Source organism: Citrobacter sp. Igbk 14 (genome assembly GCF_028069825.1).
Lineage (GTDB): Bacteria > Pseudomonadota > Gammaproteobacteria > Enterobacterales > Enterobacteriaceae > Citrobacter.
Window position 1 is genome coordinate 1 of record NZ_JANEWM010000063.1, and the last position, 24764, is coordinate 24764.

Genomic DNA, 24764 nt, shown 5'->3' on the forward strand with positions numbered 1-24764 from the left:
TTCCAGTACGTGTTTTTGGCGTTTCTTGGATTTAACTTGCTGTATATAAAGTTATTTTTCTTCTGCGTAATTTTTTATAAAGCTAATAAACATCAGTAACAATAGTGTTATTAGTGAGGTGCAAAATATAAAAACGCGATCTTGAACTTTTATTTTTATTAAGCTATGGACCCGATAAAATAATGGAAAGACTATTTTAGGTTTGAACGATTCAGCGGTGTAAAAACTATAATTTTGGTGAATGTAATGGATGGGTTTCAATAACTAAACAATAATGGCCAGCCTCATGATGAGAGACTGGCTGCTGAGAAGGGATTTATCGACCTGCATTTTTCATAATACGAGCTTTGTCCAACTGCCACTCACGCTCTTTTACATCAGAACGCTTGTCGTGCTGTTTCTTCCCTTTTGCGACGCCGATTTTGACTTTGCACCAGGCATTTTTCCAGTACAGAGAAAGTGCCACAACGGTGTAACCGTCACGATTCATACGCCCATATAAGGAGTCGAGTTCGCGTTGGTTTAACAGAAGTTTACGGGTGCGAGTAGGGTCACACACGACGTGCGTTGAGGCAACGGCCATCGGCGTAAAGTTGGCACCAAACAGGAATGCTTCGCCGTCTTTGAGAATGACATAGCTATCGCCAATATTGGCCTTTCCTGCGCGCAGGGATTTGACTTCCCAGCCTTGCAGTGCGAGTCCAGCCTCGAACTCTTCTTCGATAAAATATTCGTGTCGTGCGCGCTTGTTAAGCGCGATTGTGGCTGAGCCAGGTTTGTGTGCTTTTTTCTTCGTCATAATGCCGCTCAGTATAGGTAATCTGGAATTGAAAAACACCCCATTTCATCCAGCGGGGCGCAAGGCGCTATCTTAGCACGAGTTGGGCTATAGCGTTTTTTTTAGCGGATGATAAATGGTATTATTTGCACGATTGATATTGATGGAAATTGTTATGCCTCAGATTAGCCGGACCGCTTTAGTACCTTACAGTGCGGAACAGATGTATCAGTTAGTGAATGATGTTAAATCCTATCCTCAGTTTTTACCGGGTTGCACCGGAAGCCGTGTCCTGGAGTCGACTCCGGGGCAGATGACAGCGGCTGTGGATGTCTCTAAAGCAGGGATTAGCAAAACGTTCACCACGCGTAATCAACTGACCAGTAACCAGAGCATCCTTATGCATCTGGTCGATGGACCGTTCAAAAAACTCATTGGGGGCTGGAAGTTTACGCCGTTGAGCCAGGAAGCGTGTCGCATTGAATTTCATCTTGATTTTGAGTTCACGAATAAACTGATCGAACTGGCATTTGGCCGTATCTTTAAAGAGCTGGCGTCGAACATGGTGCAGGCCTTCACGGTTCGCGCAAAAGAGGTTTACAGTGTCAGTGTCGGCTAAGATTGTCGTTGAAGTCGCGTACGCGCTACCGGAGAAACAGTATCTACAGCGCGTGACGTTGCCGCAGGGCGCAACCGTCGAAGAAGCGATTCGCGCTTCCGGGCTGCTGGAACTACGTACTGATATCGATCTCAGCAAAAATAAGGTGGGCATCTACAGCCGTCCGGTGAAGCTTGCTGATGTCGTACATGATGGCGATCGGGTAGAAATCTATCGACCGTTGATTGCTGATCCGAAAGAACTGCGCAGGCAGCGGGCAGAGAAATCCGCTAAAAAATAACAAACATTAAAAAAGGTGCTCATTGAGCACCTTTTTTTGATCTCTTAAACCTACTTTTTGTCGGTCAGGGCAGGTTTGTTATCAATGTTGGTCAATACACCACTGCTGTTAAAGGTCAGCGTCAGCGTTTGCTGCGTCACACCTTCATGACCCGGCTGCTGACGGAACACATAAAACCAGGTATTGGTGCCAAAAGGATCGGACATCATTGGTGTACCCAGAGCATAAGCAACCTGTTGTTGCGTCATACCCGTACGTACTTTAGCGACATCAGTAGGTGTCAGATAGTTTCCCTGGTTGATGTCAGGGCGGTAAACCACTCGCTCCAGAGTGGAACAGCCTGCGGTCAACATCAGTAGTACTGCTGCAGCAGCAGTCAGCGTTTTACAGCGCATAGTGATTTGATTCCTTTTCGGGCCCGAGCAGTACGCGGCTCATATGTAATATGCCGATGATAATAGACCTTTCACCACTTTAAAACCTTTTGGTGTCAGGTCAGTCGGCGATTTTATGTTGAACTCAGACCTTAGCAAGGTAAAAAAGTTTATGCTGCCAGCAGTTCTTTTGCATTCGCGAGGGTATTACGCGTTACTTCGCTACCGCCAAGTAAGCGAGCGAGCTCCTGCAGACGTGCGCGTTTATCAAGCGCCTGCATATGTGTTTCAGTCATTGCGCCGTCCGTTTCTTTGCTGACATAGAAATGCTGATGACCGCAACCCGCAACCTGCGGCAAGTGGGTGACGCACATCACCTGAGTTGATTCACCCAACTGGCGCAGTAGCTTACCCACAACCGCTGCCGTCGGACCACTGATACCAACGTCAACTTCATCAAAAATCAGCGCAGGGGTTTCCATTTTACGCGCGGTAATCACCTGAATGGCCAGTGCGATACGCGACAGTTCCCCACCAGAAGCGACTTTCGCAATTGGCTGCAACGGTTGGCCTGGGTTTGTGGTGACTTTAAACTCAATGTGATCGGCTCCGTCTATGCTCAGATGGTGTTCATCAAACTTCACATCGATGCAAAAGAGACCGTGCGGCATTGAGAGTGCATGCATACTCTCTGTGATGAGTTTCCCCAATTCCTGAGCGTAATGCTGGCGCTGGCGGTGCAATATTTTTGCCGTTTCCAGCGCCTGCTGGTGGTGCGCGTTTACCGCCAGGGTTAAGGTTTCGAGCGAGTCAGCCTGATCGTCAAGCTGCTGTTGCTCATCAAGCAGGGACTGGTAAAACTGTGGCAATGCTTCAGGGGCGACGTGATGCTTACGCGCCAGAGAGATTTGCTTAGAAATACGCTGTTCAAGCTCAAACAAACGGTTAGGGTCTAAATCCAGGCGATCACAGTAGTGTCGCAGTTCGTCGCTGGCTTCGCTGAGCTGAATAGTCGCCTCTTCCAGCATGTCCAGAATACCAGAGAGCTTGCCGTCCATGCCCGCCAGTTCACTGACCAGCTGTTTGGCTGTATATAACTGGCTTTGCAGGTTAATGTCTTCGCCATCGGCCATGATAGCCAGCGCTTGCTGGCTGGTGGTGAGCAACTGCCCGCTGTTAGCCAGACGCTTGTACTCTTCATCAATTTGCTCAAACTCGCCCGCCTGGGGGTTGAATTCATTCAGCTCTTTTAACTGATATTGCAACAGTTCCGTCCGGGCAGCGCGTTCCTGGCTTTGTTGCTGATGATGGGCCAGATCACGGCAGCTCTGATGCCATAGCTGGTAGCGTGCGGACATTTCCTGAATCAGGGACGCTTCATTAGCGTAACCATCAAGCAGAGACTTTTGGTGTTCCGATTTTGTCAGAAGCTGATGCGCGTGCTGGCCATGGATTTGAATAAGCAACTGACCCAGTTCGCGAAGCTGTGACAGGGGAACGGCAGTGCCGTTGATAAAGCCGCGGGAACGGCCGTCGCTGCTGATTACGCGGCGTAACAAACACTCACGACCATCTTCAAGCTGGTTCTCTTCCAGCCAGCGTAGCGCCGCAGGGGTGTCTTTTAAAGAGAAACGCGCACACAGATCGGCGCGAGTGGCATCTGTGCGCACCATGTCGGCATCCGCCCGCCCGCCCAGACACAACCCGAGAGCATCAATGGCAATGGATTTACCCGCACCGGTCTCGCCAGTGATGACGGTCATTCCGCTTTGGAAATCGATCTCCAGTTCACGAACGATAGCAAAATTGCTGATGGTCAGTTGTGCCAACATAGCTGTTTTCCTGTATGAAAAACCATAACTGTGATTGCATACAGTATAAACTGGTTTTTTATACAGTAAAGAGGTTGGCGTTAAATTAGAATAATTTTTTTGACCAGCCTAACTTAGTGCTTAATGTGTTGAAATAGCTGTAATCTTTGGGATGAATCAGATTCAGGTGATAATCACAGCGGCGAATCAATACGTCTTCGCCTTCCTGTATAGGTAAGGCAATCTGGCTGTCGCAGCTGATCTCCAGGTCATTACGGCGATGCGAGAAGCGCAGGCGAATCGTGCTGTTACTGTTAATTACCAGCGGGCGCGCGGAGAGCGTATGTGGGAACATCGGTACCAGCGTAATGGCATCCAGGGAAGGGGTGAGAATGGGGCCTCCGGCAGACAGCGAGTAGGCGGTAGACCCAGTTGGCGTGGAGATAATCAGTCCGTCTGAACGCTGAGAGAAGGCAAAAATTTCATCTATATAGACTTCAAATTCAATCATGTGCGCAACTTTGCCTGGGTGCAACACCACTTCATTAATTGCAGTGCTGATACGCTTTTGGCAATCCTGCTGGCAGACCTGTGCTTCAAGTAGAAAACGCTTTTCGCTGATATAATGACCTTCCAGTACATCTGCTAATTGCTGTTGGGCATTGTCCGGGTCAAGATCGGTCAGAAAACCGAGGTTGCCGCGGTTAATCCCGATGACCTTGATGTCGTAACGCGCAAGCGTGCGTGCGGCCCCAAGCATATTGCCGTCACCACCGACAACCACCGCGAGGTCCGCCTGTTGACCAATTTCTGCCAGCGTACCGGTCTGCACATTTTTCAGCTGGAGCTCATGGGCGATTTGTTGCTCCACGATAACCTCGTAACCTTTCGTGCATAACCAGCGGTAGAGCATTTCATGTGTCGTCAGTGCAGTAGGGTGACGTGGATGCCCCACAATGCCAATACACTTGAAATGTTTGTTCATTTTATCGAGGTCCTTGTAACGAAGATTGGTGACAATGTGAGTACTTCCCTTGAATCCCTGAATCTGATCCCCATAATAAGCCAAGTTAGCGAGATGAATGCGAAAAAACGCGGAGAAATTCATGAGTAGTAAAGAACAGAAAACGCCTGAGGGGCAAGCCCCGGAAGAAATTATCATGGATCAGCACGAAGAAGTTGAGGCGGTTGAATCAGACGCTTCTGCTGAGCAGGTGGATCCGCGCGATGAAAAGATTGCGAATCTGGAGGCTCAGCTTGCAGAAGCTGAAACGCGCGAGCGTGACAGCGTGTTGCGTATCAAAGCGGAAATGGAAAACCTGCGTCGTCGTACCGAACTGGACGTAGAAAAAGCGCATAAGTTTGCGCTGGAAAAATTCGTCAACGAACTGCTGCCGGTGCTGGATAGCCTGGACCGCGCGCTGGAAGTGGCGAACAAAGATAATGACGCGATGGCGGCGATGGTTGAAGGTATTGAACTGACCCGTAAGTCGATGCTGGATGTCGTGGCGAAGTTTGGTGTGCAGGTGGTTGCGGATATCGATGTGCCGATGGACCCGAACGTGCATCAGGCGATTGCCATGGTTGAGTCTGATGAAGTTGCTGCCGGTAACGTACTGATGGTAATGCAGAAAGGCTATACCCTGAACGGACGTACCATTCGCGCGGCGATGGTTTCCGTCGCGAAAGCTAAAAGCTAATCAGCTTCAGACCGGGTAGTGCTGATGCGTTACCCGGTCTGGATTATCCTCACTGGTCAGATACGCTCTCGCGAAGTGGTTTGACCGGCAATACCTGCACCTGCTTAATCATATTGTCCTGTACGTCGAGAATATCGATATCGTACTGACCAATGCGCACTCGCGTGCCGGCAACGGGGATCTCTTCCAGTGCTTCAAGGATAATACCGTTTACCGTTCGCGCATCATCTTCCGGCAAATGCCAGTTAAAAGCCTTATTGATTTCACGAACGTTGGCGCTGCCATCAATAATCACTGAGCCGTCATTCTGTGGCGTAACTTCTTCGGCAAGCGTCGGGGACATTGACGTGGTGAAGTCACCGACAATCTCCTCCAGAATATCTTCAACGGTGACCAACCCCTGAATATCGCCATATTCGTTGACCACCAGGCCGACCTTCTTCTTATTACGCTGAAATTTGATCAACTGAGTGCTGAGTGGGGTACCTTCCGGGACAAAGTATATTTCGTCTGCGGCGCGTAACATGGTCTCTTTGGTGAACTCCTTTTTCTCGGCCATGAGTCGCCAGGCTTCACGGACGCGCAGCATACTAATGGCATCATCCAGTGAATCACGGTACAACACGATACGCCCGTGTGGGGAGTGCGAAAGTTGGCGGACGATTGATTTCCAGTCATCGTTAATATCGATACCGATGATTTCGTTACGCGGGATCATAATGTCATCGACGCTGACTTTTTCCAGGTCCAGCACGGACAGTAGCATATCCTGATTACGGCGAGAGATTTGCGAGCGGGATTCATTCACCAGCGTTCGTAGTTCATCTTTACTCAGCGAACCGCTCACCACGATATCTGTTTTGATGCCCATCATACGCATCAGCAGACGCGTGATAGTGTTCAGTAACCAGACAAGCGGCATCATTAGTATTTGCAGTGGCGCTAACAGCACGCTGCTGGGATAGGCCACCTTTTCTGGATACAGCGCGGCAATGGTTTTGGGCAATACTTCAGCAAATACCAGTACCACAAAGGTCAGAACCCCGGTGGCGATTGCCACGCCCGCATCGCCATACAGACGCATACCGACAATGGTTCCGAGCGCTGAGGCCAGTATATTCACCAGGTTGTTACCAATGAGGACCAGGCTTATCAGACGGTCGGGCTTACGAAGCAGTTTCTCAACGCGTTTTGCCTGACGATTTCCCTGTTTTGCGCGGTGTCGCAGACGGTAGCGGTTCAGGGTCATCATTCCGGTTTCGGAACCGGAAAAATAGGCGGAAATAACCACCATGATGAGAAGCGTAACAATAAGCGTGGTGGTGGAGATGTGTTCCACGTAGGTTCCTTAAAAGACTTAACTCACAAACTGCTGCAAGATGCGGCTGCCGAAATAGGCCAGCGTCAGAATGCCTGCGCCTGCGACGTTAAACCAGACGACACGACGTCCGCGCCAGCCTTCATGGTAATGTCCCCACAGCAGAACGATATAGACAAACCATGCCACGATAGACAGAACGGCTTTATCAATATTTTCTGTGCTGAACAGGTTGTGCATATAAAACAGGCCAGTACATAGCGTCAGCGTCAGCAGAACCACGCCTATCTGGGTGATATGAAACATTTTGCGCTCAATGCTCATCAATGGCGGCATTTCATTGTTGAACGCCAGTCTTTTATTTTTGAGCTGATAATCGATCCATGCCAGTTGCAGCGCATACAGCGCGGCAATGATTAAGGTGGCATAGGATAAGAGCGATAGCCCGATGTGAATCATCATGCCCGGTGTGGCTTCAAGGTGGGTGATGTATTCGTTGGGCATAAACGTAGCGCATGCCAGATTGATTAATGCAAAGGCATACACGATCGGCAGCAATAGCCAGCCGCGGTTGCGTGAGGCCACAATGGTCATTACCGTACAGATCATCAGGCTAACCAGAGAACCGACGTTCAGCAGGCTCAGGTTTTGTCCGCTTTCACCACCTGGCAGAATACGTGCTTCCAGGGCAAACGCGTGACAGACCAGCGCGATAACCGCAGAAAGAATAGCCATACGCCGCCAACCGCTGTTTTTTTGCAGCAGGGCGGGAACGATCAGCGCAAGGCTGACGGAATAGGCGACAAGGGCTAACAGAGCAAAAACGGGCATATGGGTGTCGACAGTTGGCCAAGAGTAAAGAAAAGCAGTATAGCGTTACGTGACCTCTGCTCCAACCGTTGCATAACAACAAAGGCGGCTTCATGTTATACTGCGGCAAATTTCTGTTGATGTGTCGCTGTTGCGACCGACCGTTTCCACCCCAGGCGAGAGACAATGTTTGATAATTTAACCGATCGTTTGTCGCGCACGCTGCGCAATATCAGTGGCCGTGGACGCCTTACTGAAGACAACGTTAAAGAGACGCTGCGCGAAGTGCGCATGGCGCTGCTGGAGGCTGACGTCGCGCTGCCGGTAGTGCGTGAGTTTATCAATCGCGTAAAAGAGAAAGCGGTTGGTCATGAAGTGAATAAGAGCCTGACGCCGGGTCAGGAGTTCGTCAAAATTGTTCGTAACGAACTCGTCGCGGCGATGGGCGAAGAGAACCAGACGCTGAACCTGGCGGCCCAGCCACCGGCAGTGGTGTTGATGGCGGGTCTGCAGGGTGCGGGTAAAACGACCAGCGTAGGTAAGCTGGGTAAATTCCTGCGCGAGAAGCACAAGAAGAAAGTACTGGTGGTCTCCGCGGACGTCTATCGCCCGGCGGCGATCAAACAGCTGGAAACGTTGGCCGAACAGGTCGGCGTGGACTTCTTCCCTTCTGACGTCGGTCAGAAGCCGATAGATATCGTTAACGCCGCGCTGAAAGAAGCTAAACTCAAATTCTACGACGTGCTACTGGTGGATACCGCCGGTCGTCTGCACGTTGATGAAGCGATGATGGACGAAATCAAACAGGTCCACGCGTCTATCAATCCGGTAGAAACGCTGTTTGTTGTCGATGCTATGACGGGTCAGGATGCTGCGAATACTGCGAAAGCATTTAACGAAGCACTGCCGCTGACCGGTGTGGTACTGACTAAAGTCGACGGTGACGCCCGTGGCGGTGCGGCACTGTCTATTCGTCATATCACCGGTAAGCCGATTAAATTCCTCGGTGTCGGTGAGAAAACGGAAGCGCTGGAGCCGTTCCACCCGGACAGGATTGCCTCCCGTATTCTCGGCATGGGTGATGTGCTGTCGCTGATCGAAGATATCGAAAGCAAAGTTGACCGCGCACAGGCAGAGAAATTAGCCAGCAAGCTGAAAAAAGGCGACGGCTTCGATCTGAACGATTTCCTTGAACAGCTTAAGCAGATGAAAAACATGGGCGGCATGGCCAGCCTGATGGGCAAACTGCCGGGCATGGGTCAGATCCCTGACAACGTGAAATCGCAGATGGACGATAAAGTGCTGGTGCGTATGGAAGCCATCATCAACTCGATGACGATGAAAGAACGCGCTAAGCCGGAAATCATCAAAGGTTCCCGCAAACGCCGTATCGCACTGGGCTGCGGGATGCAGGTACAGGATGTTAACCGTCTTCTGAAACAGTTCGACGACATGCAGCGCATGATGAAGAAAATGAAGAAGGGCGGGATGGCGAAGATGATGCGGAATATGAAGGGGATGATGCCGCCTGGCTTCCCTGGGCGCTAATTTTTCCGGCCTGGCTCACTGGCTATTTCGGCTCCGGGGTGTGCTCGCCATCCTCACGTACTGCGTGTACGCTGCGGTGGCTGCGCGCACGCCGGCACCGAACTTGCTGCGCCGCCGACGGCCTTCTACGGCAGAGTTATTAACTGTTGATTGCTTTTTTCTCAGAAATCAGTAAAATTTTCGGGCTTTTAATATGACACCGGGTCCCTTCCCTCGATGGGGCCCGGTGTTTTATTCACACAAGAGGATGTTATGGTAACTATTCGTTTAGCTCGTCACGGCGCTAAAAAGCGTCCGTTCTACCAGGTTGTTGTCACCGACAGCCGTAATGCACGCAACGGTCGCTTCATCGAGCGCGTTGGCTTCTTTAACCCGATCGCTAGCGAAAAAGAAGAAGGCACTCGCCTGGATCTGGATCGCATCGCTCACTGGGTTGGCCAGGGCGCGACTATTTCTGATCGCGTAGCTACGCTGATCAAAGCAGCAAACAAAGCAGCTTAATCTGTCACGGTGGTCATGATGAGCAAGCAACTCGCCGCACAGGCACCCGTGGAACCCATCGTTTTGGGGAAAATGGGGTCTTCTTACGGTATCCGTGGTTGGCTCAGAGTGTTTTCTTCCACTGAAGACGCCGAAAGCATTTTTGACTATCAGCCCTGGTTTATCCAGAAGGCGGGTCAGTGGCAGCAAGTACAGCTGGAAAGCTGGAAGCACCACAATCAGGATCTGATCATCAAGCTGAAAGGCGTTGACGATCGTGATTCGGCGAATCTACTGACTAATTGTGAAATTGTCGTGGATTCCTCGCAGTTGCCTGCGCTGGAAGAGGGTTCCTACTACTGGAAAGACCTTATGGGTTGCCAGGTAGTGACCACTGAAGGCTACGATCTCGGAAAAATCGTCGATATGATGGAAACCGGATCGAATGACGTGATCGTCATTAAGGCAAACCTGAAAGATGCGTTTGGTATCAAGGAACGTTTAGTACCGTTCCTCGATGGGCAGGTTATCAAGAAAGTCGATCTCGCTACTCGTACTATCGAAGTAGATTGGGATCCTGGTTTTTAAACCACCGGATAAACGGTAAAAGTCGGCGTTATGGGGATTGGCTTGTGTTTATAGGTATCGTTAGCCTGTTTCCAGAAATGTTCCGCGCAATTACCGATTACGGGGTAACTGGCCGGGCAGTAAAAAATGGCCTGCTGAACATCCAGAGTTGGAGTCCTCGTGACTTTACGCATGACCGGCACCGTACCGTGGACGATCGTCCTTACGGCGGCGGACCGGGGATGTTGATGATGGTGCAACCTTTACGGGATGCTATTCATGCAGCAAAAGCTGCGGCTGGTGAAGGCGCAAAGGTGATTTATCTGTCACCTCAGGGACGCAAGCTTGATCAAGCGGGCGTTAGCGAACTGGCAACGAATCAAAAGTTGATTCTGGTGTGCGGTCGCTATGAAGGAATAGATGAGCGCGTGATTCAAACCGAAATTGATGAAGAATGGTCAATCGGCGATTACGTTCTCAGCGGTGGTGAGTTACCGGCAATGACGCTGATCGACTCCGTTTCCCGGTTTATTCCGGGCGTACTGGGGCATGAAGCATCAGCAATCGAAGATTCGTTTGCTGACGGGTTGCTGGACTGTCCACACTATACCCGACCTGAAGTGTTAGAACAGATGGAGGTACCGGCGGTATTACTGTCGGGAAACCACGCTGAGATACGTCGCTGGCGTTTGAAGCAGTCGCTGGGCCGGACCTGGCTTAGAAGACCTGAACTTCTGGAAAACCTGGCTCTGACTGAAGAGCAAGCAAGGTTGCTGGCGGAGTTCAAAAAGGAACACGCACAACAGCAACATAAACATGATGGGCAGGCGTAAGCCCCCAATATCAGTTTACCCAGGATAAGAGATTAAATTATGAGCAACATTATTAAGCAACTTGAACAAGAACAGATGAAGCAGGACGTACCTTCCTTCCGTCCGGGTGATACCGTGGAAGTGAAAGTATGGGTTGTTGAAGGTTCCAAAAAACGTCTGCAGGCATTCGAGGGCGTGGTTATCGCTATTCGTAACCGCGGTCTGCACTCTGCATTCACTGTTCGTAAAATTTCCAACGGCGAAGGCGTTGAGCGTGTCTTCCAGACTCACTCTCCGGTAGTTGACAGCATTGCTGTTAAACGTCGTGGTGCTGTTCGTAAAGCTAAACTGTACTACCTGCGTGAGCGTACTGGTAAGTCTGCTCGTATCAAAGAGCGTCTTAACTAAGATATCGCTCAGGCGACATCCTGATAGAAGGGGCTGGCCATTTTTGGCTGGCCCCTTTTTTTATATCGACAGAATACCGATGCCAGCGGTTAGCCGGGTAAATTGATTTTGCGGCGTTTAAGGCTTAACGGAAAGGTGATTGTTACGTTACCGGCGAGGTGCTGAGTCGTGTGGGGCGGGTGTTTCGTTTGTCATTGCAATCGACTGACTGCGCGAGTTCGTACGTCGTATTCTCCGTTAGCGCAGCCAGCCGGGTAATGATTAAGGTGTACTGATGACTACCGCAACGCGGCGGTTTTCGGCACGGCCTTTTGAAGTTTGGTTGCTGGCAAGCGGGTATTTCTTCCCGAGCCCTTGGGTTGTCAGGTTAGTACGTGGAATATTGGCACCCTGAGCCCAGGCGTCTGCAACCACATTGGCGCGTTTGAGCGACAGAGCTTCGTTGTAGCTGTCCTCACCATAGTTATCGGTGTGACCATCCAGACGAGCATGGTTTAACCCGGTAGCAGCCAGTTTGGACGCCATTTCCTGGATTTGCTTTTCACTTTCAGGGCGGAGTTTATAGTCGTTTTTGTCAAACAGGATGGTGTCAGACAAACCCAGAGACCAGTCTCCTGAAGCTTCAGTGAATCCGTACGATTTCATGGCTGCAATTTGCTCTGGGGTAAATTTCCCCTGAGGTGCCTGACAGCCTGCCAGAATCAGCATGATGAGAATAAACGGGGATAATAAACGTTTTAGCATGTGTGTAATTCCTTATTTTTTAATAATGCGCTCAGCGCGCAAATTTTTAGCCTGATACATATTGTGATCGGCAAGTTCTTGTAATTTCTCGGCAGAGGCATGTTCCCACGTCAGTGCAAAACCAATACTGAGTGTCATGCTTGCCAGATGACCGTTATGCAGGTCAAAAGGTCGAGTAAACTCTTGCGACAACGCCGCGCAGATACGTTGAACTTCGTATTCAGAATGGACGCTGTAAAGCACCATAGCAAATTCATCGCCGCCAAGTCGGTATGGGTGATGCCGATTACCACCAAATTCGGCCAACCTTTTTGCGACTTCGATCAGGACCCGATCGCCCGCAGCGTGTCCCCAGGTATCATTAATAAATTTAAAATTATCGCCATCAAGGAATAACAACGCAGAGCTGCTGTGGGCCGCGTCGTCGTTCATCAGTGCGTTAATACTGCTACGAAATGCGGCACGGTTCGCAAGACCGGTCAAAGGGTCATGTAGCGCGGTACGCAACAGTTGGGCATTCTTTGCCTGCAGACGTAGTTGCCACTCTTCCATCTCATCCAGCAGGCTATTAAAGTCCTGCGCAAACAGATGAAATTCTTCAATCCGCTCTTCAGATACGCGCCGCGAGAAATTTCGATTGGTACGAACATCATGTACCACTTCAGTAATATTTTGCAGGGCGTCCACGACGCCATTGTGTAAATAACGAGTAAGCATCAACGCAATACCCGATGCCAGTAAAATGCATCCGGTAAGAACGGCTAGCGACAAATAAATAAAATGGCTAATAACGCTATCGCGGGCAATCAAGCGCACCTCACCAATAACGTCGCCATTGTGCAAAATGGGCTGAGTCACCGGTTGCGGGAACAGCCAGTGGCTGATGATGCTGCTGATTTTGTCAGTGGTATCCTGCGCGTCATAGTGCCAGGTGGCGATCACTTTCTGCTTTTGATTGCGGACCTCTGCAACTGAAAATTGCCCTTGCTGCCCCAATGCAGCCAGCGTTTCCGATGCTGCGACGCTATCCGAAAAGACTAATGCTGCTTCGAGCGTGCGGGTCATGGTTGCTGCCGTGAGATCCAGGTTCTTTTGTGCGTATTGCTTCAAAGCCAGCACAGAAGAAATGCTAAGCAGCAGCCAAATCAGCGTCATGGTTACCAGTACGCTGACGATGCTGATACGCCGTAGTGTCCGCTTAAACGTTGGGCGTTTTATGGGAGAAGGACCCTTATTCATGCTTTTTATTCCGCGCAAGCATCAATACGTCCGGACTCACCCTTACACCGCTGCGTGACAGGGAATCCATATTTACGGAAAATCTCACGTCTTCATCTTTAATTATGAGGCAAAAAGCGCTGCCAATAACGCATTCGGGATTCTGTTCGGCAATTAATAACAATGCCTTAGTAGGATATTTATTCTTTAATTCCGCCTGATATGTAGGGCTTTCTTTTCCAAAATAAAAGCCATCACACTGCGCAACTAAAACTTCTTGTTCCGTATGAATGATGACAGGAAGATAGGGTAGTGCTCCTGCTCGGGTATCTTCCAGCACGCTGGAAAAGCGCGAAGAAGAGAATATACACAGTTTTGGTGGCCCTGAAAGTGCGGGCCAGCGTGTATAACTGACGATACCGGAAACCATAGAGCGCACAGATTTTGCCTCTTCCGTAACGCTGTGAGCGTACAGAGGTAATCCGGTCAGAAGCAGTGCCAGTAGAAGTATGAGTCGGTAAGAAAAGCTCATGAATAGGTACCTACCAGCGTTTGCCGTAATGCGTCGATATACATTCAAGATTGTTTGCAACAAAATAACATTATTTTCCCAGGGCGTCATTATTCCTGGAATGAGTGTATTGAGTATTTAAGCTAAATCTCATTAATTTATAAAATTTAAGCTCTTGTTTAATTTAACCTTGTTGAGGCCGCACCTTCATTTGCTCCTTTTTGCCATGCATCATGTAACTGGCTGACATTGTCTACCGTGTCGCAACTGGCAGGGAAGGTTTTTCCGGTCAATCCTCTTGCGTAAACAAAGTCCTGCTGACAGGTTTTCCTTTGTCCTTCGGCGTACCCTTTAAGATATTGGGCGCGATCGACCTCTGGGTCATTGTAGTTGTCGGCAAGTGTCTCGTTATCTTTAACGACATAGCCTGAAATGGCATCTTGTATCCCGGCATCAAACCAGTCGGTACCTGTCCAGGTGGGGGAGAAAGTATAGGGATCTATCTGACATCCGCTGAGAAATAATACAAATAAGGTACAGATGAGTTGCTTCATTGCCTGTTCTCCCCGTTTTTTTAAAGCATAGCGGATTCATTTATAGAGGTGTGTAAATTTAAATGTACGGTCTCTTGCGGTGTTTTTGCTGAAAAATTGCTTTGTGTAAATAAAAATTTACGGGATGTGGATTGAAATCTTTACCTGTTGTGTTATCGTGATTACCTCCTCGCTGAGGAAAACTATCGCAAACGAGCTAAACAGGATCACCATCATGCAAAAAGACGCGCTGAACAACGTACACATTACCGACGAACAGGTTCTGATGACCCCAGAGCAGCTTAAAGCGGAATTTCCGCTGAGCCTCGCACAGGAGGCGCAAATCGCTCAGTCGCGTAAAACCATTTCAGACATTATCTCTGGCCGCGACCCGCGACTGCTGGTGGTGTGTGGTCCATGCTCGATTCACGATCCTGAAGCGGCTATTGAGTACGCTCGTCGATTTAAAGCCCTTGCCGCAGAGGTCAGCGATAGCCTCTACCTGGTTATGCGCGTCTATTTTGAAAAGCCCCGTACCACCGTCGGCTGGAAAGGGTTGATTAACGATCCTCATATGGATGGCTCTTTTGATGTTGAAGCGGGTCTGAAAATTGCGCGTCAATTGCTGCTTGAATTGGTGAATATGGGGCTACCGCTGGCTACAGAAGCGTTAGATCCAAACAGCCCGCAATACCTGGGCGATCTGTTTAGCTGGTCAGCTATCGGTGCGCGTACCACTGAATCACAGACGCATCGTGAAATGGCTTCTGGTCTTTCCATGCCGGTTGGTTTTAAGAATGGTACGGATGGGAGCCTGGCGACGGCGATTAATGCTATGCGCGCCGCAGCACAATCACACCGCTTTGTGGGTATTAACCAGGCGGGGCAGGTTGCACTGCTGCAAACGCAGGGTAATCCAGATGGTCACGTGATCCTGCGCGGTGGTAAAGCGCCGAACTACAGCCCGGCTGATGTCGCCCAGTGCGAAAAAGAGATGGAGCAGGCAGGACTACGACCTTCTCTGATGGTAGATTGCAGTCATGGTAATTCCAATAAAGATTACCGTCGCCAGCCAGCCGTGGCTGAATCTGTGATCGCCCAAATCAAAGATGGCAATCGCTCGATCATCGGCTTGATGATTGAAAGTAATATTCACGAAGGCAACCAGTCCTCCGAACAGCCACGCAGCGAAATGAAATACGGTGTCTCCGTAACTGATGCCTGCATTAGCTGGGAAATGACGGATGCGCTACTGCGTGAAATTAGTCAAGATTTAAACGGCCAGCTGACGGCGCGTGTAGCATAAGAGGTTGGTATGGTTGCTGAATTGACCGCATTGCGCGATCAAATTGATGAAGTTGATAAGGCATTGCTGGATTTACTGGCACGCCGTCTGGAGCTGGTTGCCGAAGTCGGTGAAGTCAAAAGCCGCTTTGGGCTGCCGATCTACGTACCTGAGCGGGAAGCCACAATGCTGGCTTCCCGCCGCGCAGAAGCTGAAGCGCTGGGGGTGCCGCCAGATCTGATCGAAGATGTATTGCGTCGGGTTATGCGCGAGTCTTATTCCAGTGAGAATGACAAAGGCTTTAAGACGCTTTGCCCTTCTTTGCGTCCGGTGGTGATCGTCGGTGGTGGCGGGCAGATGGGGCGGCTGTTCGAGAAGATGCTGACGCTGTCTGGCTATCAGGTGCGGATACTGGAACAGCAGGACTGGGAGCGCGCCACTGAGATCGTCGCCGATGCAGGCATGGTGATCGTCAGTGTGCCGATCCACGTTACCGAACAGGTAATCGCGAAATTACCGCGCCTGCCGTCTGATTGTATTCTGGTCGATCTGGCCTCGGTGAAAAATGGCCCTCTGCAGGCGATGCTGGCGGCACACGACGGTCCGGTTGTGGGTTTACACCCGATGTTTGGTCCGGACAGCGGCAGCCTGGCAAAACAGGTCGTGGTTTGGTGTGATGGGCGGCAGCCGGAAGCCTATCAGTGGTTCCTTGAGCAGATTCAGGTTTGGGGCGCGAGACTGCATCGGATTAGCGCCGTTGAGCACGACCAGAATATGGCGTTTATTCAAGCGCTACGTCACTTTGCGACATTTGCTTACGGGCTGCATTTAGCGGAGGAGAATGTGCAACTGGAGCAATTGCTGGCCCTTTCTTCACCTATTTACCGTCTTGAACTGGCAATGGTTGGTCGTCTGTTTGCCCAGGACCCTCAGCTCTATGCCGATATTATTATGTCGTCAGAGAGTAATCTTGCGCTCATCAAACGTTATTACCAACGTTTTGGCGAAGCGATTGGTTTGCTGGATCAGGGGGATAAGCAGGCTTTTATCGACAGTTTCCGTAAGGTGGAACACTGGTTTGGCGACTATGCGCAGCGCTTCCAGAGTGAAAGTCGCACCTTGTTGCGCCAGGCCAACGATAGCCGTCAATAAGCAAGATGCCTGATGGCGGCTTCGCCTTCTCGGCCTACAAAAATCGCCTGAATTGTAGGCCGGATAAGCGCAGCACCATCCGGCATTGTCACGTTAGCTCGGGTCGACCGGCACCACGTTTTCACTCGGATAACATCCCAATACTTTCATCGAACGCGTAATCTCCCCCAACTCCTTCAGGGCTTTTTGCATCTGGGGTGATTCCAGGTTGGCCTGGATATCGAGATAAAACATCTCTTCCCATGGGTTGCCGTGAATCGGGCGTGATTCCAGCTTGGTCATAATCAGATTATGGTTACGCAGTACCAGCAGCGCTTCAACCAGCGCACCTGCCTGTTGTCCTGTCGCCATCAGCAACGTTGTTTTCGCTGGAACCTGGTCAGAAACATTGATTGCTTTACGTGCCAGAACCACGAAGCGGGTAATGTTTTGCGTCTGATTAGCTTCAATATGCTCAAGTACCTGCAGACCATGCAATACACCACCGGCTTCGCTCCCCAGGGCTGCTACGCGTGGTGAGTTAGCCTGGGCGACCTTTTCCATCGCAGCTGAAGTGCTTTCAGTGTATTCAATCTTCCAGTGCGGGTAGCGGTTCAGGAACTTGCTGCATTGTTGGAACGGTTGCGGGTGGCTGTATACCGTGTCGATGCTCTCCAGATCGGTTGTTCCCGACACCAGTACGCAATGGTCGATAGTAATCGTCATCTCTCCGACGATAGAGAGGCTGGTGTGCTGCAGAAGATCGTAAACGTCATTAATCGCACCGGAACTGGTGTTTTCAATAGGCACTACCGCGTAGTCTGCCTGTCCGGTTTCAACCTGATTAAAGATATCGGCAAATTTCGCGCAGCCGCTTTCAATAAACTGCTCAAAATGACGTGCGGCGTACTGACGTGCTGCAAGGTGTGAGTAAGACCCTTTTGGTCCCAGGAAGGCAACACGAGCGGAATGCGGGTTGATCTTGTTCAGATGCTGCTGAAGGAGCGCCTGCTGGGTCAGGACGGAGTCTTCGATAATAAGCTGGAACAAGCGCGTGATGTAGTGGGCATCGAGGTGATGTGCTTTACCAAGCTGAATTAAACGGTCCAGCAGGTCGCGTTCCCGATCAATATCGCGTACCGGGCGATGAGACAGCAACTTGGCTTTACCGACTTCTACCGCCAGACCACGTCGTTCTGCCAGCAGAGCCAGTAATTTTTCATCCAGCGAGCTGATCTTTTCTCGCAGCGCCAGTAATGGGTTTTCCGATGTCATAGTGTTGCCTTTCTTGTTATCAATAAAAAAGGCCCCCCGGTGTGGGAGGCCTTATTGTTCGTCTTCGCATTCTTTATCACACGACGAAACGCCTCCCATTCAGGGGAAGGTAAAAAAGAATGCGAAGAAGAACGGGACAAGTTTCATGTAATTTTCCTTTGGCTACGTCAGTAAAGTACCCGTACTGTTTTCACCCTGTCAACAAAAAACGCGCCCGAAGGCGCGTTGGCGATACACTCAATGTAAGGGACTACTCTTCTTCTGCTTCGACGAAGTTGGCGTCTTTTACTGAAGTTGTTGCACGACGGGCTTCGCCTTTGTGCTGCACTTTATTGAGCTGCCGTTCCAGCTTGTTGATCAAATCGTTAATGGCGGTGTACATATCCTCGTGTTTTGCGCTGGCGACCAGATGTCCATTCGGGGTGTTGATGGTGGCATCAGCAATGAAACCCTGTGGCTCCTTAGACAGAATGATATGTGGATTAATCAGATGAGTTTGCCATTTATCCAGTTTGGAGAGACGGTCTGCGACATGCTGGCGAATTGCCGGAGTAATTTCCATTTGTTTACTGGTAATGTTCATTGTCATAAATTTTACCTCTTGTCTTTCCCGTCTTGGTGATTCCAGCATACCGTTCCTAATGTCAAAATGTGTGATCTAAATCACATTATTTTGTCGCTTTTTGTCAAGAAAACCTTTTTGTGAGGCACCGCAGGAACAGGCGATTTTTTACTTGAGGAATACCTGAAAGCAGGCCATATTTGATAGGATGCGTCGCAGCTAAACCGCTTCAGTTGTGGCGTTAACGAATAAAAAAACGGCAGCCCAGAGGCTGCCGTTTTGCATTCTGAGGTCAATCAGGTGTTGCTGCTGTTAGCGGCAATGATTTTCGCTACTTTTTCTGCCTGGGCATTCATCTGCATTTGGCGATAAGCGTTTTCCATCAACGGCAGGGCATCACGCGTTGCCTGGGTATCCGGATAGTCACGCAGCATACCTTCCACACGGTTCACGACTGCAACCCATGCGCCACGGGCGGTATAGTACTCAGCAACAGAGTATTCATACTTCGCCAGACGATCTTTCAGGAATACCAGACGCTTAGTGGCATCGGTTGTGTACTGGCTGTTCGGATAACCACGTACCAGTTTGGAAAAGTCATTAAACGCAGCTCGGGCATGCTGTGGATCGCGATCGCTACGATCGACGCCAAAGAATCCTTGCAGTGCGCTATCGTCCAGCGCCATATTGGTCAGGCCACGCATGTACATGACATAATCAATGTTAGGGTGAGTTGGGTTCAGACGAATAAAACGATCGATGGCAGCCTGAGCAAGTGGCAGATCGGCGTTTTTGTAGTAGGCGTAGATGAGATCTAATTGCACCTGCTGAGAATACGGTCCAAATGGATAACGGTTATCCAACGCTTCCAATTGCGTTATTGCCTGTTTCCAGTTACCGTCCTGCAGCTTTTGCTGAGCAGTCGCGTAGATTTCATTTGGCGGATTATCGGGCACCTCTTCCTTTGAACCAGAGCAACCCGCCAAAAACAGGCTCAACGTGGCTGCTGCCACCAGATATTTCATGCGCGTCATGACGTTTTGACTTTCCTCAAAATGTAATACGGGAGATTCTCTGTTCCTGCTCCCGGTTAAGACCAGCTACAATAGCACACTATATTAAACGGCAAAGCCGTAAAACCCAACGTTAAACGAAGAAGCAGTTTATGGCACAACGAGTAGAACTCACCGCAACAGTCTCCGAAAATCAGCTTGGTCAACGCTTAGATCAGGCTTTGGCCGAATTGTTCCCTGATTATTCGCGATCGCGCATAAAAGAATGGATCCTCGACCAGCGCGTACTGGTAAATGGCAATCTTTGCGATAAGCCGAAAGAAAAAGTGTTAGGTGGAGAGCGTGTCTCCATCAATGCTGAAATTGATGAAGAGATTCGTTTTGAAGCTCAGGATATCCCGCTGGATATCGTTTATGAAGATGACGACATTCTCGTCATCAACAAACCACGTGATCTGGTGGTTCATCCGGGCGCGGGCAATCCTGATGGTACGGTTTTGAATGCGTTGCTGCATTACTACCCGCCAATTGCGGATGTCCCACGAGCCGGTATTGTGCACCGTCTGGATAAAGACACAACCGGGCTTATGGTTGTGGCAAAAACGGTTCCGGCGCAAACACGCCTGGTCGAGTCATTGCAGCTGCGCGAAATCACTCGTGAGTATGAAGCTGTGGCGATTGGCCATATGACAGCGGGCGGTACGGTCGAAGAACCGATCAGCCGTCATCCCACCAAACGTACGCATATGTCAGTGCATCCAATGGGGAAACCTGCGGTAACGCACTATCGCATTATGGAGCATTTCCGTGTGCACACGCGTCTGCGGTTGCGTCTGGAAACCGGACGTACGCACCAGATCCGCGTGCACATGGCGCATATCACCCATCCGCTGGTAGGCGATCAGGTCTACGGCGGTCGTCCGCGCCCGCCGAAAGGTGCTTCTGACGAGTTTATCTCCGTGCTGCGTAAGTTTGACCGTCAGGCGCTGCACGCGACCATGTTGCGTTTGTATCATCCGATTTCCGGTATCGAGATGGAATGGCATGCGCCAATCCCACAAGATATGGTGGAGCTTATCGAAGTGATGCGCGCTGATTTTGAAGAGCATAAGGATGATGTTGCCTGGTTATGAGTAAGCTAATTGTCCCGCAGTGGCCGATACCTCAGGGTGTCGCAGCCTGTAGTTCTACCCGCATTGGCGGCGTCAGTATGTCGCCTTATGATTCGCTGAACCTGGGGGCCCATTGTGGCGATAACCCGGAGCATGTGGAAGAGAACCGCAAGCGGCTGTTTGCTGCGGGCAATCTGCCTTCGAAACCCGTCTGGCTTGAACAGGTACACGGTAAAGATGTCCTGAAATTAAGCGGCGGGCCATACTTATCTAAACGTGCAGATGCGTCCTACAGCAATACGCCAGGCACCGTATGTGCAGTGATGACGGCGGACTGTCTGCCGGTGCTGTTTTGTAATCGTGCTGGAACAGAAGTGGCGGCGGCCCATGCGGGCTGGCGCGGGTTATGTGAAGGTGTGCTGGAAGAAACGGTGGCGTGCTTTGCCGACAAGCCGGAAAACATTATTGCCTGGTTAGGGCCGGCGATTGGTCCGATTGCGTTTGAGGTAGGTGCAGAAGTTCGCACCGCGTTTATGGCAAAAGATCCGCAAGCTGACAGTGCATTTGTGCCGCGTGGCGAAAAATATCTGGCGGATATCTATAAGCTTGCACGTCAACGTCTGGCAAATGTAGGGGTAGAGAGCGTCTACGGTGGCGACCATTGCACCTTCAACGAAAGTGAGACGTTCTTCTCTTATCGTCGCGACAATACCACGGGTCGTATGGCAAGTTTTATTTGGCTGATATAACCTAAAGAATCAAGACGATCCGGTACGTGTAATTTTCTTTTCACATAATTCAGGTCATTCACCTTGAATAATTGAGGGATGACCTCATTTAATCTCCAGTAGCAATTTTGACCTGTTATGGGAGGAGTTATGCGTCTGGATCGTCTTACCAATAAATTCCAGCTTGCTCTTGCCGATGCCCAGTCACTCGCACTGGGGCACGACAACCAATTTATCGAACCACTTCATCTAATGAGCGCCTTGCTGAATCAGGAAGGGGGATCGGTTCGTCCTTTGTTAACGTCCGCTGGCATCAATGCTGGCCAGTTACGCACAGCGATTGATCAGGCATTGAGCCGTTTACCACAGGTAGAAGGTACCGGTGGTGATGTTCAGCCTTCTCAGGATTTGGTGCGTGCACTGAATCTTTGCGACAAGCTGGCGCAAAAACGTGGAGACAATTTCATTTCGTCAGAACTGTTCGTTCTGGCAGCGCTTGAGTCGCGCGGTACGCTGACCGATTTATTAAAATCAGCAGGAGCGACCACCGCCAATATCACTCAGGCAATTGAACAAATGCGTGGAGGTGAAAGCGTGAATGACCAGGGGGCTGAAGACCAACGTCAGGCCTTGAAAAAATATACCGTCGACCTGACCGAACGCGCCGAACAAGGCAAGCTCGATCCGGTTATCGGTCGTGATGAAGAAATTCGCCGCACGATTCAGGTGCTGCAACGTCGTACTAAAAACAACCCGGTTTTGATCGGTGAGCCAGGTGTTGGTAAAACCGCTATCGTCGAAGGGTTGGCACAGCGAATCATTAACGGTGAAGTACCTGAAGGGTTAAAAGGTCGTCGCGTGCTGGCGCTGGATATGGGCGCGCTAGTGGCCGGGGCGAAGTATCGCGGTGAGTTTGAAGAACGTTTAAAAGGTGTGCTCAACGATCTCTCGAAACAGGAAGGCAACGTCATTCTGTTTATCGATGAGTTGCATACTATGGTCGGTGCAGGTAAAGCCGATGGCGCAATGGACGCCGGTAACATGCTGAAACCGGCGCTGGCGCGCGGGGAGCTGCACTGCGTAGGGGCCACCACGCTGGATGAATACCGCCAGTACATCGAAAAAGATGCGGCGCTGGAACGTCGTTTCCAGAAAGTGTTTGTGGCTGAGCCAAGCGTTGAAGATACCATCGCGATTCTACGCGGCCTGAAAGAGCGTTACGAGCTGCACCACCATGTGCAGATTACTGACCCGGCGATTGTTGCGGCAGCCACGCTGTCTCACCGCTACATTGCTGACCGTCAGTTGCCGGATAAAGCTATCGACCTTATCGATGAAGCAGCGTCCAGCATTCGTATGCAGATTGACTCCAAGCCGGAAGAACTCGACAGACTCGACCGCCGTATTATCCAGCTCAAGCTGGAACAGCAGGCGTTAATGAAAGAGTCTGATGAGGCAAGTAAAAAACGTCTTGATATGCTTAATGAAGAACTGGACGACAAAGAGCGCCAGTATTCAGAGTTAGAAGAAGAGTGGAAAGCTGAAAAAGCGTCCCTCTCTGGAACGCAAACCATTAAGGCAGAGCTGGAACAGGCAAAAATCGCTATCGAACAGGCGCGTCGCGTCGGTGATCTGGCGCGCATGTCTGAACTGCAGTACGGCAAAATTCCGGAACTGGAAAAACAGCTGGAAGCTGCAACCCAGTCTGAAGGTAAAACTATGCGTCTGCTGCGTAATAAAGTGACGGATGCAGAAATCGCCGAAGTGCTGGCGCGCTGGACCGGTATCCCGGTGGCTCGTATGTTGGAAGGTGAGCGGGAAAAATTGTTGCGGATGGAACAGGATCTGCACAGCCGCGTGATTGGCCAGAACGAAGCGGTAGAAGCGGTATCTAACGCCATCCGTCGTAGCCGTGCAGGATTGTCCGATCCGAATCGTCCGATTGGTTCATTCTTGTTCCTGGGGCCAACCGGTGTCGGTAAAACCGAGCTGTGCAAAGCGCTGGCGAACTTTATGTTCGACAGTGACGATGCGATGGTGCGTATCGATATGTCCGAATTTATGGAGAAACACTCTGTATCTCGCCTGGTCGGTGCGCCTCCGGGATATGTCGGTTATGAAGAAGGTGGGTACCTGACGGAAGCGGTGCGTCGTCGCCCTTATTCGGTCATCCTGCTGGATGAAGTGGAAAAAGCGCATCCGGATGTCTTCAACATTCTGCTGCAGGTGCTTGACGATGGTCGATTAACTGACGGGCAGGGGAGAACGGTCGATTTCCGTAATACGGTTGTCATCATGACCTCGAACCTGGGCTCTGATCTGATTCAGGAGCGTTTCGGCGAGCTGGATTACAGCCATATGAAAGATATGGTGCTGGGCGTTGTGAGTCAGAACTTCCGCCCGGAATTCATCAACCGTATAGATGAGGTTGTTGTATTCCATCCGCTGGGTGAGAAACACATTGCTTCTATTGCTCAGATCCAACTGCAGCGTCTGTACAAACGTCTGGAAGAGCGTGGTTATGAAATCCACATCTCTGACGAAGCACTTAAATTGCTGAGTGTGAATGGTTATGATCCTGTATACGGTGCACGTCCATTGAAACGTGCTATCCAGCAACAGATCGAAAACCCACTGGCACAGCAAATCTTGTCTGGTGAGCTGATTCCGGGCAAACCGATTCGTCTGGAAGTGAATGACGATCGTATTGTGGCAGTGCAGTAAGTCACAAAACCTAAATAAACGGGCCCTGCGGGGCTCGTTTTTGTTTAAAAACCAGGCCAGAATCGAACTTCTGGTTGAAAAGTAATCGCTTGATAAGTTTTTTGTATTTTTAACTTGTCAGCCTGAAATAACTCCCTATAATGCGCCTCCACTGACACGGAACAACGGACTACAAGCCGCCGGGTCAGCGGGGTTCCACTGAGAACTCCGGCGAAGAAAGCGAAATTAAATGCTTGACTTCGTGGTGGGGTGGCTTAATATGCACACCCCGCGCCGCTGAGAAAAAGCGAAGCGGCACTGCTCTTTAACAATTTATCAGACAATCTGTGTGGGCACTCGAAGATACGGATTCTTAACGTCGCAAGACGAAAAATGAATACTCAAGTCTCTGAGTGAACATACGTAATTCATTACGAAGTTTAA

General features: G+C 50.3%; 27 protein-coding genes and 1 other annotated feature. Of the genes, 13 read left to right on the plus strand and 14 right to left on the minus strand.

The window, feature by feature from the left end:
* Nucleotides 1–316 precede the first annotated feature (316 nt).
* Nucleotides 317–799: an SsrA-binding protein SmpB gene (gene smpB / locus NNN64_RS19315; RefSeq protein WP_003031211.1), complete on the minus strand. Its 483-nt coding sequence runs from the start codon at nt 797–799 to the stop codon at nt 317–319.
* A gap of 154 nt (nt 800–953) precedes the next feature.
* Here smpB and ratA point away from each other — a divergent pair, with 154 nt between their 5' ends.
* Nucleotides 954–1397 carry a type II toxin-antitoxin system toxin RatA gene (ratA, locus tag NNN64_RS19320; RefSeq protein ID WP_040234063.1) on the plus strand — a complete coding sequence of 148 codons (444 nt, stop codon included), beginning with the start codon at nt 954–956 and terminating at the stop codon, nt 1395–1397.
* The gene (locus tag NNN64_RS19325; protein ID WP_137383498.1) at nt 1387–1677 is read left to right on the plus strand and encodes an RnfH family protein; all 291 of its coding nucleotides are present in this window, start codon (nt 1387–1389) and stop codon (nt 1675–1677) included. Before ratA ends, NNN64_RS19325 begins: the two co-directional genes overlap by 11 nt.
* Nucleotides 1678–1727: 50 nt before the next feature.
* Here the strand turns inward: NNN64_RS19325 and bamE are convergent, their stop codons facing one another.
* The 3 genes from bamE to nadK all read right to left on the minus strand — a co-directional run bounded on the left by bamE (nt 1728) and on the right by nadK (nt 4847).
* Nucleotides 1728–2072, minus strand: a complete 345-nt coding sequence (gene bamE, locus NNN64_RS19330) for an outer membrane protein assembly factor BamE (protein ID WP_200009169.1) — start codon at nt 2070–2072, stop codon at nt 1728–1730.
* Between the two features lie 149 nt (nt 2073–2221).
* Nucleotides 2222–3883, minus strand: a complete 1662-nt coding sequence (recN, locus tag NNN64_RS19335) for a DNA repair protein RecN (protein ID WP_271442421.1) — start codon at nt 3881–3883, stop codon at nt 2222–2224.
* An 85-nt stretch (nt 3884–3968) separates the two neighbouring features.
* Nucleotides 3969–4847 (minus strand): NAD(+) kinase, encoded by an 879-nt coding sequence (nadK, locus tag NNN64_RS19340; RefSeq protein WP_137383492.1) that lies wholly within the window; start codon nt 4845–4847, stop codon nt 3969–3971.
* Between the two features lie 121 nt (nt 4848–4968).
* On the opposite strand from nadK, the gene grpE reads away from it, so the two are divergent.
* Nucleotides 4969–5562, plus strand: a complete 594-nt coding sequence (gene grpE / locus NNN64_RS19345) for a nucleotide exchange factor GrpE (RefSeq protein ID WP_048212941.1) — start codon at nt 4969–4971, stop codon at nt 5560–5562.
* Between the two features lie 49 nt (nt 5563–5611).
* Here grpE and NNN64_RS19350 read toward each other — a convergent pair whose 3' ends face one another.
* The gene (locus tag NNN64_RS19350) at nt 5612–6901 is read right to left on the minus strand and encodes an HlyC/CorC family transporter (RefSeq protein WP_005130434.1); all 1290 of its coding nucleotides are present in this window, start codon (nt 6899–6901) and stop codon (nt 5612–5614) included.
* Between the two features lie 18 nt (nt 6902–6919).
* Nucleotides 6920–7711 carry a cytochrome C assembly family protein gene (locus NNN64_RS19355; RefSeq protein ID WP_137383491.1) on the minus strand — a complete coding sequence of 264 codons (792 nt, stop codon included), beginning with the start codon at nt 7709–7711 and terminating at the stop codon, nt 6920–6922.
* A 165-nt stretch (nt 7712–7876) separates the two neighbouring features.
* Between NNN64_RS19355 and ffh the strand changes: the two genes are divergently transcribed.
* The 5 genes from ffh to rplS all read left to right on the plus strand — a co-directional run bounded on the left by ffh (nt 7877) and on the right by rplS (nt 11505).
* On the plus strand, nt 7877–9238 hold the full coding sequence (ffh, locus tag NNN64_RS19360) for a signal recognition particle protein (protein WP_271442422.1): 1362 nt from the start codon (nt 7877–7879) through the stop codon (nt 9236–9238).
* Between the two features lie 252 nt (nt 9239–9490).
* On the plus strand, nt 9491–9739 hold the full coding sequence (gene rpsP / locus NNN64_RS19365; protein ID WP_003031228.1) for a 30S ribosomal protein S16: 249 nt from the start codon (nt 9491–9493) through the stop codon (nt 9737–9739).
* Nucleotides 9740–9757: 18 nt separating this feature from the next.
* Entirely contained in the window at nt 9758–10306 is a 549-nt protein-coding gene (rimM, locus tag NNN64_RS19370) for a ribosome maturation factor RimM (RefSeq protein WP_271442423.1), read from the plus strand.
* A 44-nt stretch (nt 10307–10350) separates the two neighbouring features.
* Nucleotides 10351–11118: a tRNA (guanosine(37)-N1)-methyltransferase TrmD gene (gene trmD / locus NNN64_RS19375; RefSeq protein WP_003031232.1), complete on the plus strand. Its 768-nt coding sequence runs from the start codon at nt 10351–10353 to the stop codon at nt 11116–11118.
* A gap of 39 nt (nt 11119–11157) precedes the next feature.
* Nucleotides 11158–11505, plus strand: coding sequence for a 50S ribosomal protein L19 (rplS, locus tag NNN64_RS19380; RefSeq protein WP_002914145.1), 348 nt, complete (start codon nt 11158–11160; stop codon nt 11503–11505).
* A gap of 261 nt (nt 11506–11766) precedes the next feature.
* On the opposite strand, the gene NNN64_RS19385 is transcribed toward rplS, so the two are convergent.
* The 4 genes from NNN64_RS19385 to NNN64_RS19400 all read right to left on the minus strand — a co-directional run bounded on the left by NNN64_RS19385 (nt 11767) and on the right by NNN64_RS19400 (nt 14532).
* On the minus strand, nt 11767–12249 hold the full coding sequence (locus tag NNN64_RS19385) for an OmpA family protein (RefSeq protein WP_005130427.1): 483 nt from the start codon (nt 12247–12249) through the stop codon (nt 11767–11769).
* A 12-nt stretch (nt 12250–12261) separates the two neighbouring features.
* On the minus strand, nt 12262–13488 hold the full coding sequence (dgcN, locus tag NNN64_RS19390) for a diguanylate cyclase DgcN (RefSeq protein WP_271442424.1): 1227 nt from the start codon (nt 13486–13488) through the stop codon (nt 12262–12264).
* A complete protein-coding gene (locus NNN64_RS19395) occupies nt 13481–13999 on the minus strand; it encodes a YfiR family protein (protein ID WP_040234078.1) in 519 nt (172 codons plus the stop codon). Before NNN64_RS19395 ends, dgcN begins: the two co-directional genes overlap by 8 nt.
* A 158-nt stretch (nt 14000–14157) precedes the next feature.
* Nucleotides 14158–14532 carry a DUF2799 domain-containing protein gene (locus NNN64_RS19400; protein WP_271442425.1) on the minus strand — a complete coding sequence of 125 codons (375 nt, stop codon included), beginning with the start codon at nt 14530–14532 and terminating at the stop codon, nt 14158–14160.
* 214 nt (nt 14533–14746) lie between these two features.
* Here NNN64_RS19400 and aroF point away from each other — a divergent pair, with 214 nt between their 5' ends.
* Nucleotides 14747–15817 carry a 3-deoxy-7-phosphoheptulonate synthase AroF gene (gene aroF, locus NNN64_RS19405; RefSeq protein ID WP_005130422.1) on the plus strand — a complete coding sequence of 357 codons (1071 nt, stop codon included), beginning with the start codon at nt 14747–14749 and terminating at the stop codon, nt 15815–15817.
* Nucleotides 15818–15826: 9 nt separating this feature from the next.
* The gene (tyrA, locus tag NNN64_RS19410) at nt 15827–16948 is read left to right on the plus strand and encodes a bifunctional chorismate mutase/prephenate dehydrogenase (RefSeq protein ID WP_271442426.1); all 1122 of its coding nucleotides are present in this window, start codon (nt 15827–15829) and stop codon (nt 16946–16948) included.
* Between the two features lie 93 nt (nt 16949–17041).
* Here tyrA and pheA read toward each other — a convergent pair whose 3' ends face one another.
* From pheA to bamD, 4 genes are all read right to left on the minus strand, one after another.
* Nucleotides 17042–18202, minus strand: a complete 1161-nt coding sequence (pheA, locus tag NNN64_RS19415; protein ID WP_271442427.1) for a bifunctional chorismate mutase/prephenate dehydratase — start codon at nt 18200–18202, stop codon at nt 17042–17044.
* Between the two features lie 22 nt (nt 18203–18224).
* Nucleotides 18225–18350: a sequence feature (Phe leader region), on the minus strand.
* Complete coding sequence (gene pheL, locus NNN64_RS19420; RefSeq protein ID WP_100250063.1) at nt 18302–18349, minus strand: pheA operon leader peptide PheL; 48 nt, start codon at nt 18347–18349, stop codon at nt 18302–18304. It overlaps the preceding feature by 48 nt.
* Before the next feature lie 102 nt (nt 18351–18452).
* Entirely contained in the window at nt 18453–18791 is a 339-nt protein-coding gene (gene raiA / locus NNN64_RS19425; protein ID WP_271442428.1) for a ribosome-associated translation inhibitor RaiA, read from the minus strand.
* 269 nt (nt 18792–19060) lie between these two features.
* Entirely contained in the window at nt 19061–19798 is a 738-nt protein-coding gene (bamD, locus tag NNN64_RS19430) for an outer membrane protein assembly factor BamD (RefSeq protein ID WP_005130417.1), read from the minus strand.
* 131 nt (nt 19799–19929) lie between these two features.
* Between bamD and rluD the strand changes: the two genes are divergently transcribed.
* From rluD to clpB, 3 genes are all read left to right on the plus strand, one after another.
* A complete protein-coding gene (gene rluD, locus NNN64_RS19435; protein WP_271442429.1) occupies nt 19930–20910 on the plus strand; it encodes a 23S rRNA pseudouridine(1911/1915/1917) synthase RluD in 981 nt (326 codons plus the stop codon).
* Entirely contained in the window at nt 20907–21638 is a 732-nt protein-coding gene (gene yfiH / locus NNN64_RS19440; RefSeq protein ID WP_271442430.1) for a purine nucleoside phosphorylase YfiH, read from the plus strand. Before rluD ends, yfiH begins: the two co-directional genes overlap by 4 nt.
* Before the next feature lie 129 nt (nt 21639–21767).
* Nucleotides 21768–24341: an ATP-dependent chaperone ClpB gene (gene clpB / locus NNN64_RS19445; RefSeq protein ID WP_271442431.1), complete on the plus strand. Its 2574-nt coding sequence runs from the start codon at nt 21768–21770 to the stop codon at nt 24339–24341.
* Nucleotides 24342–24764 lie beyond the last annotated feature (423 nt).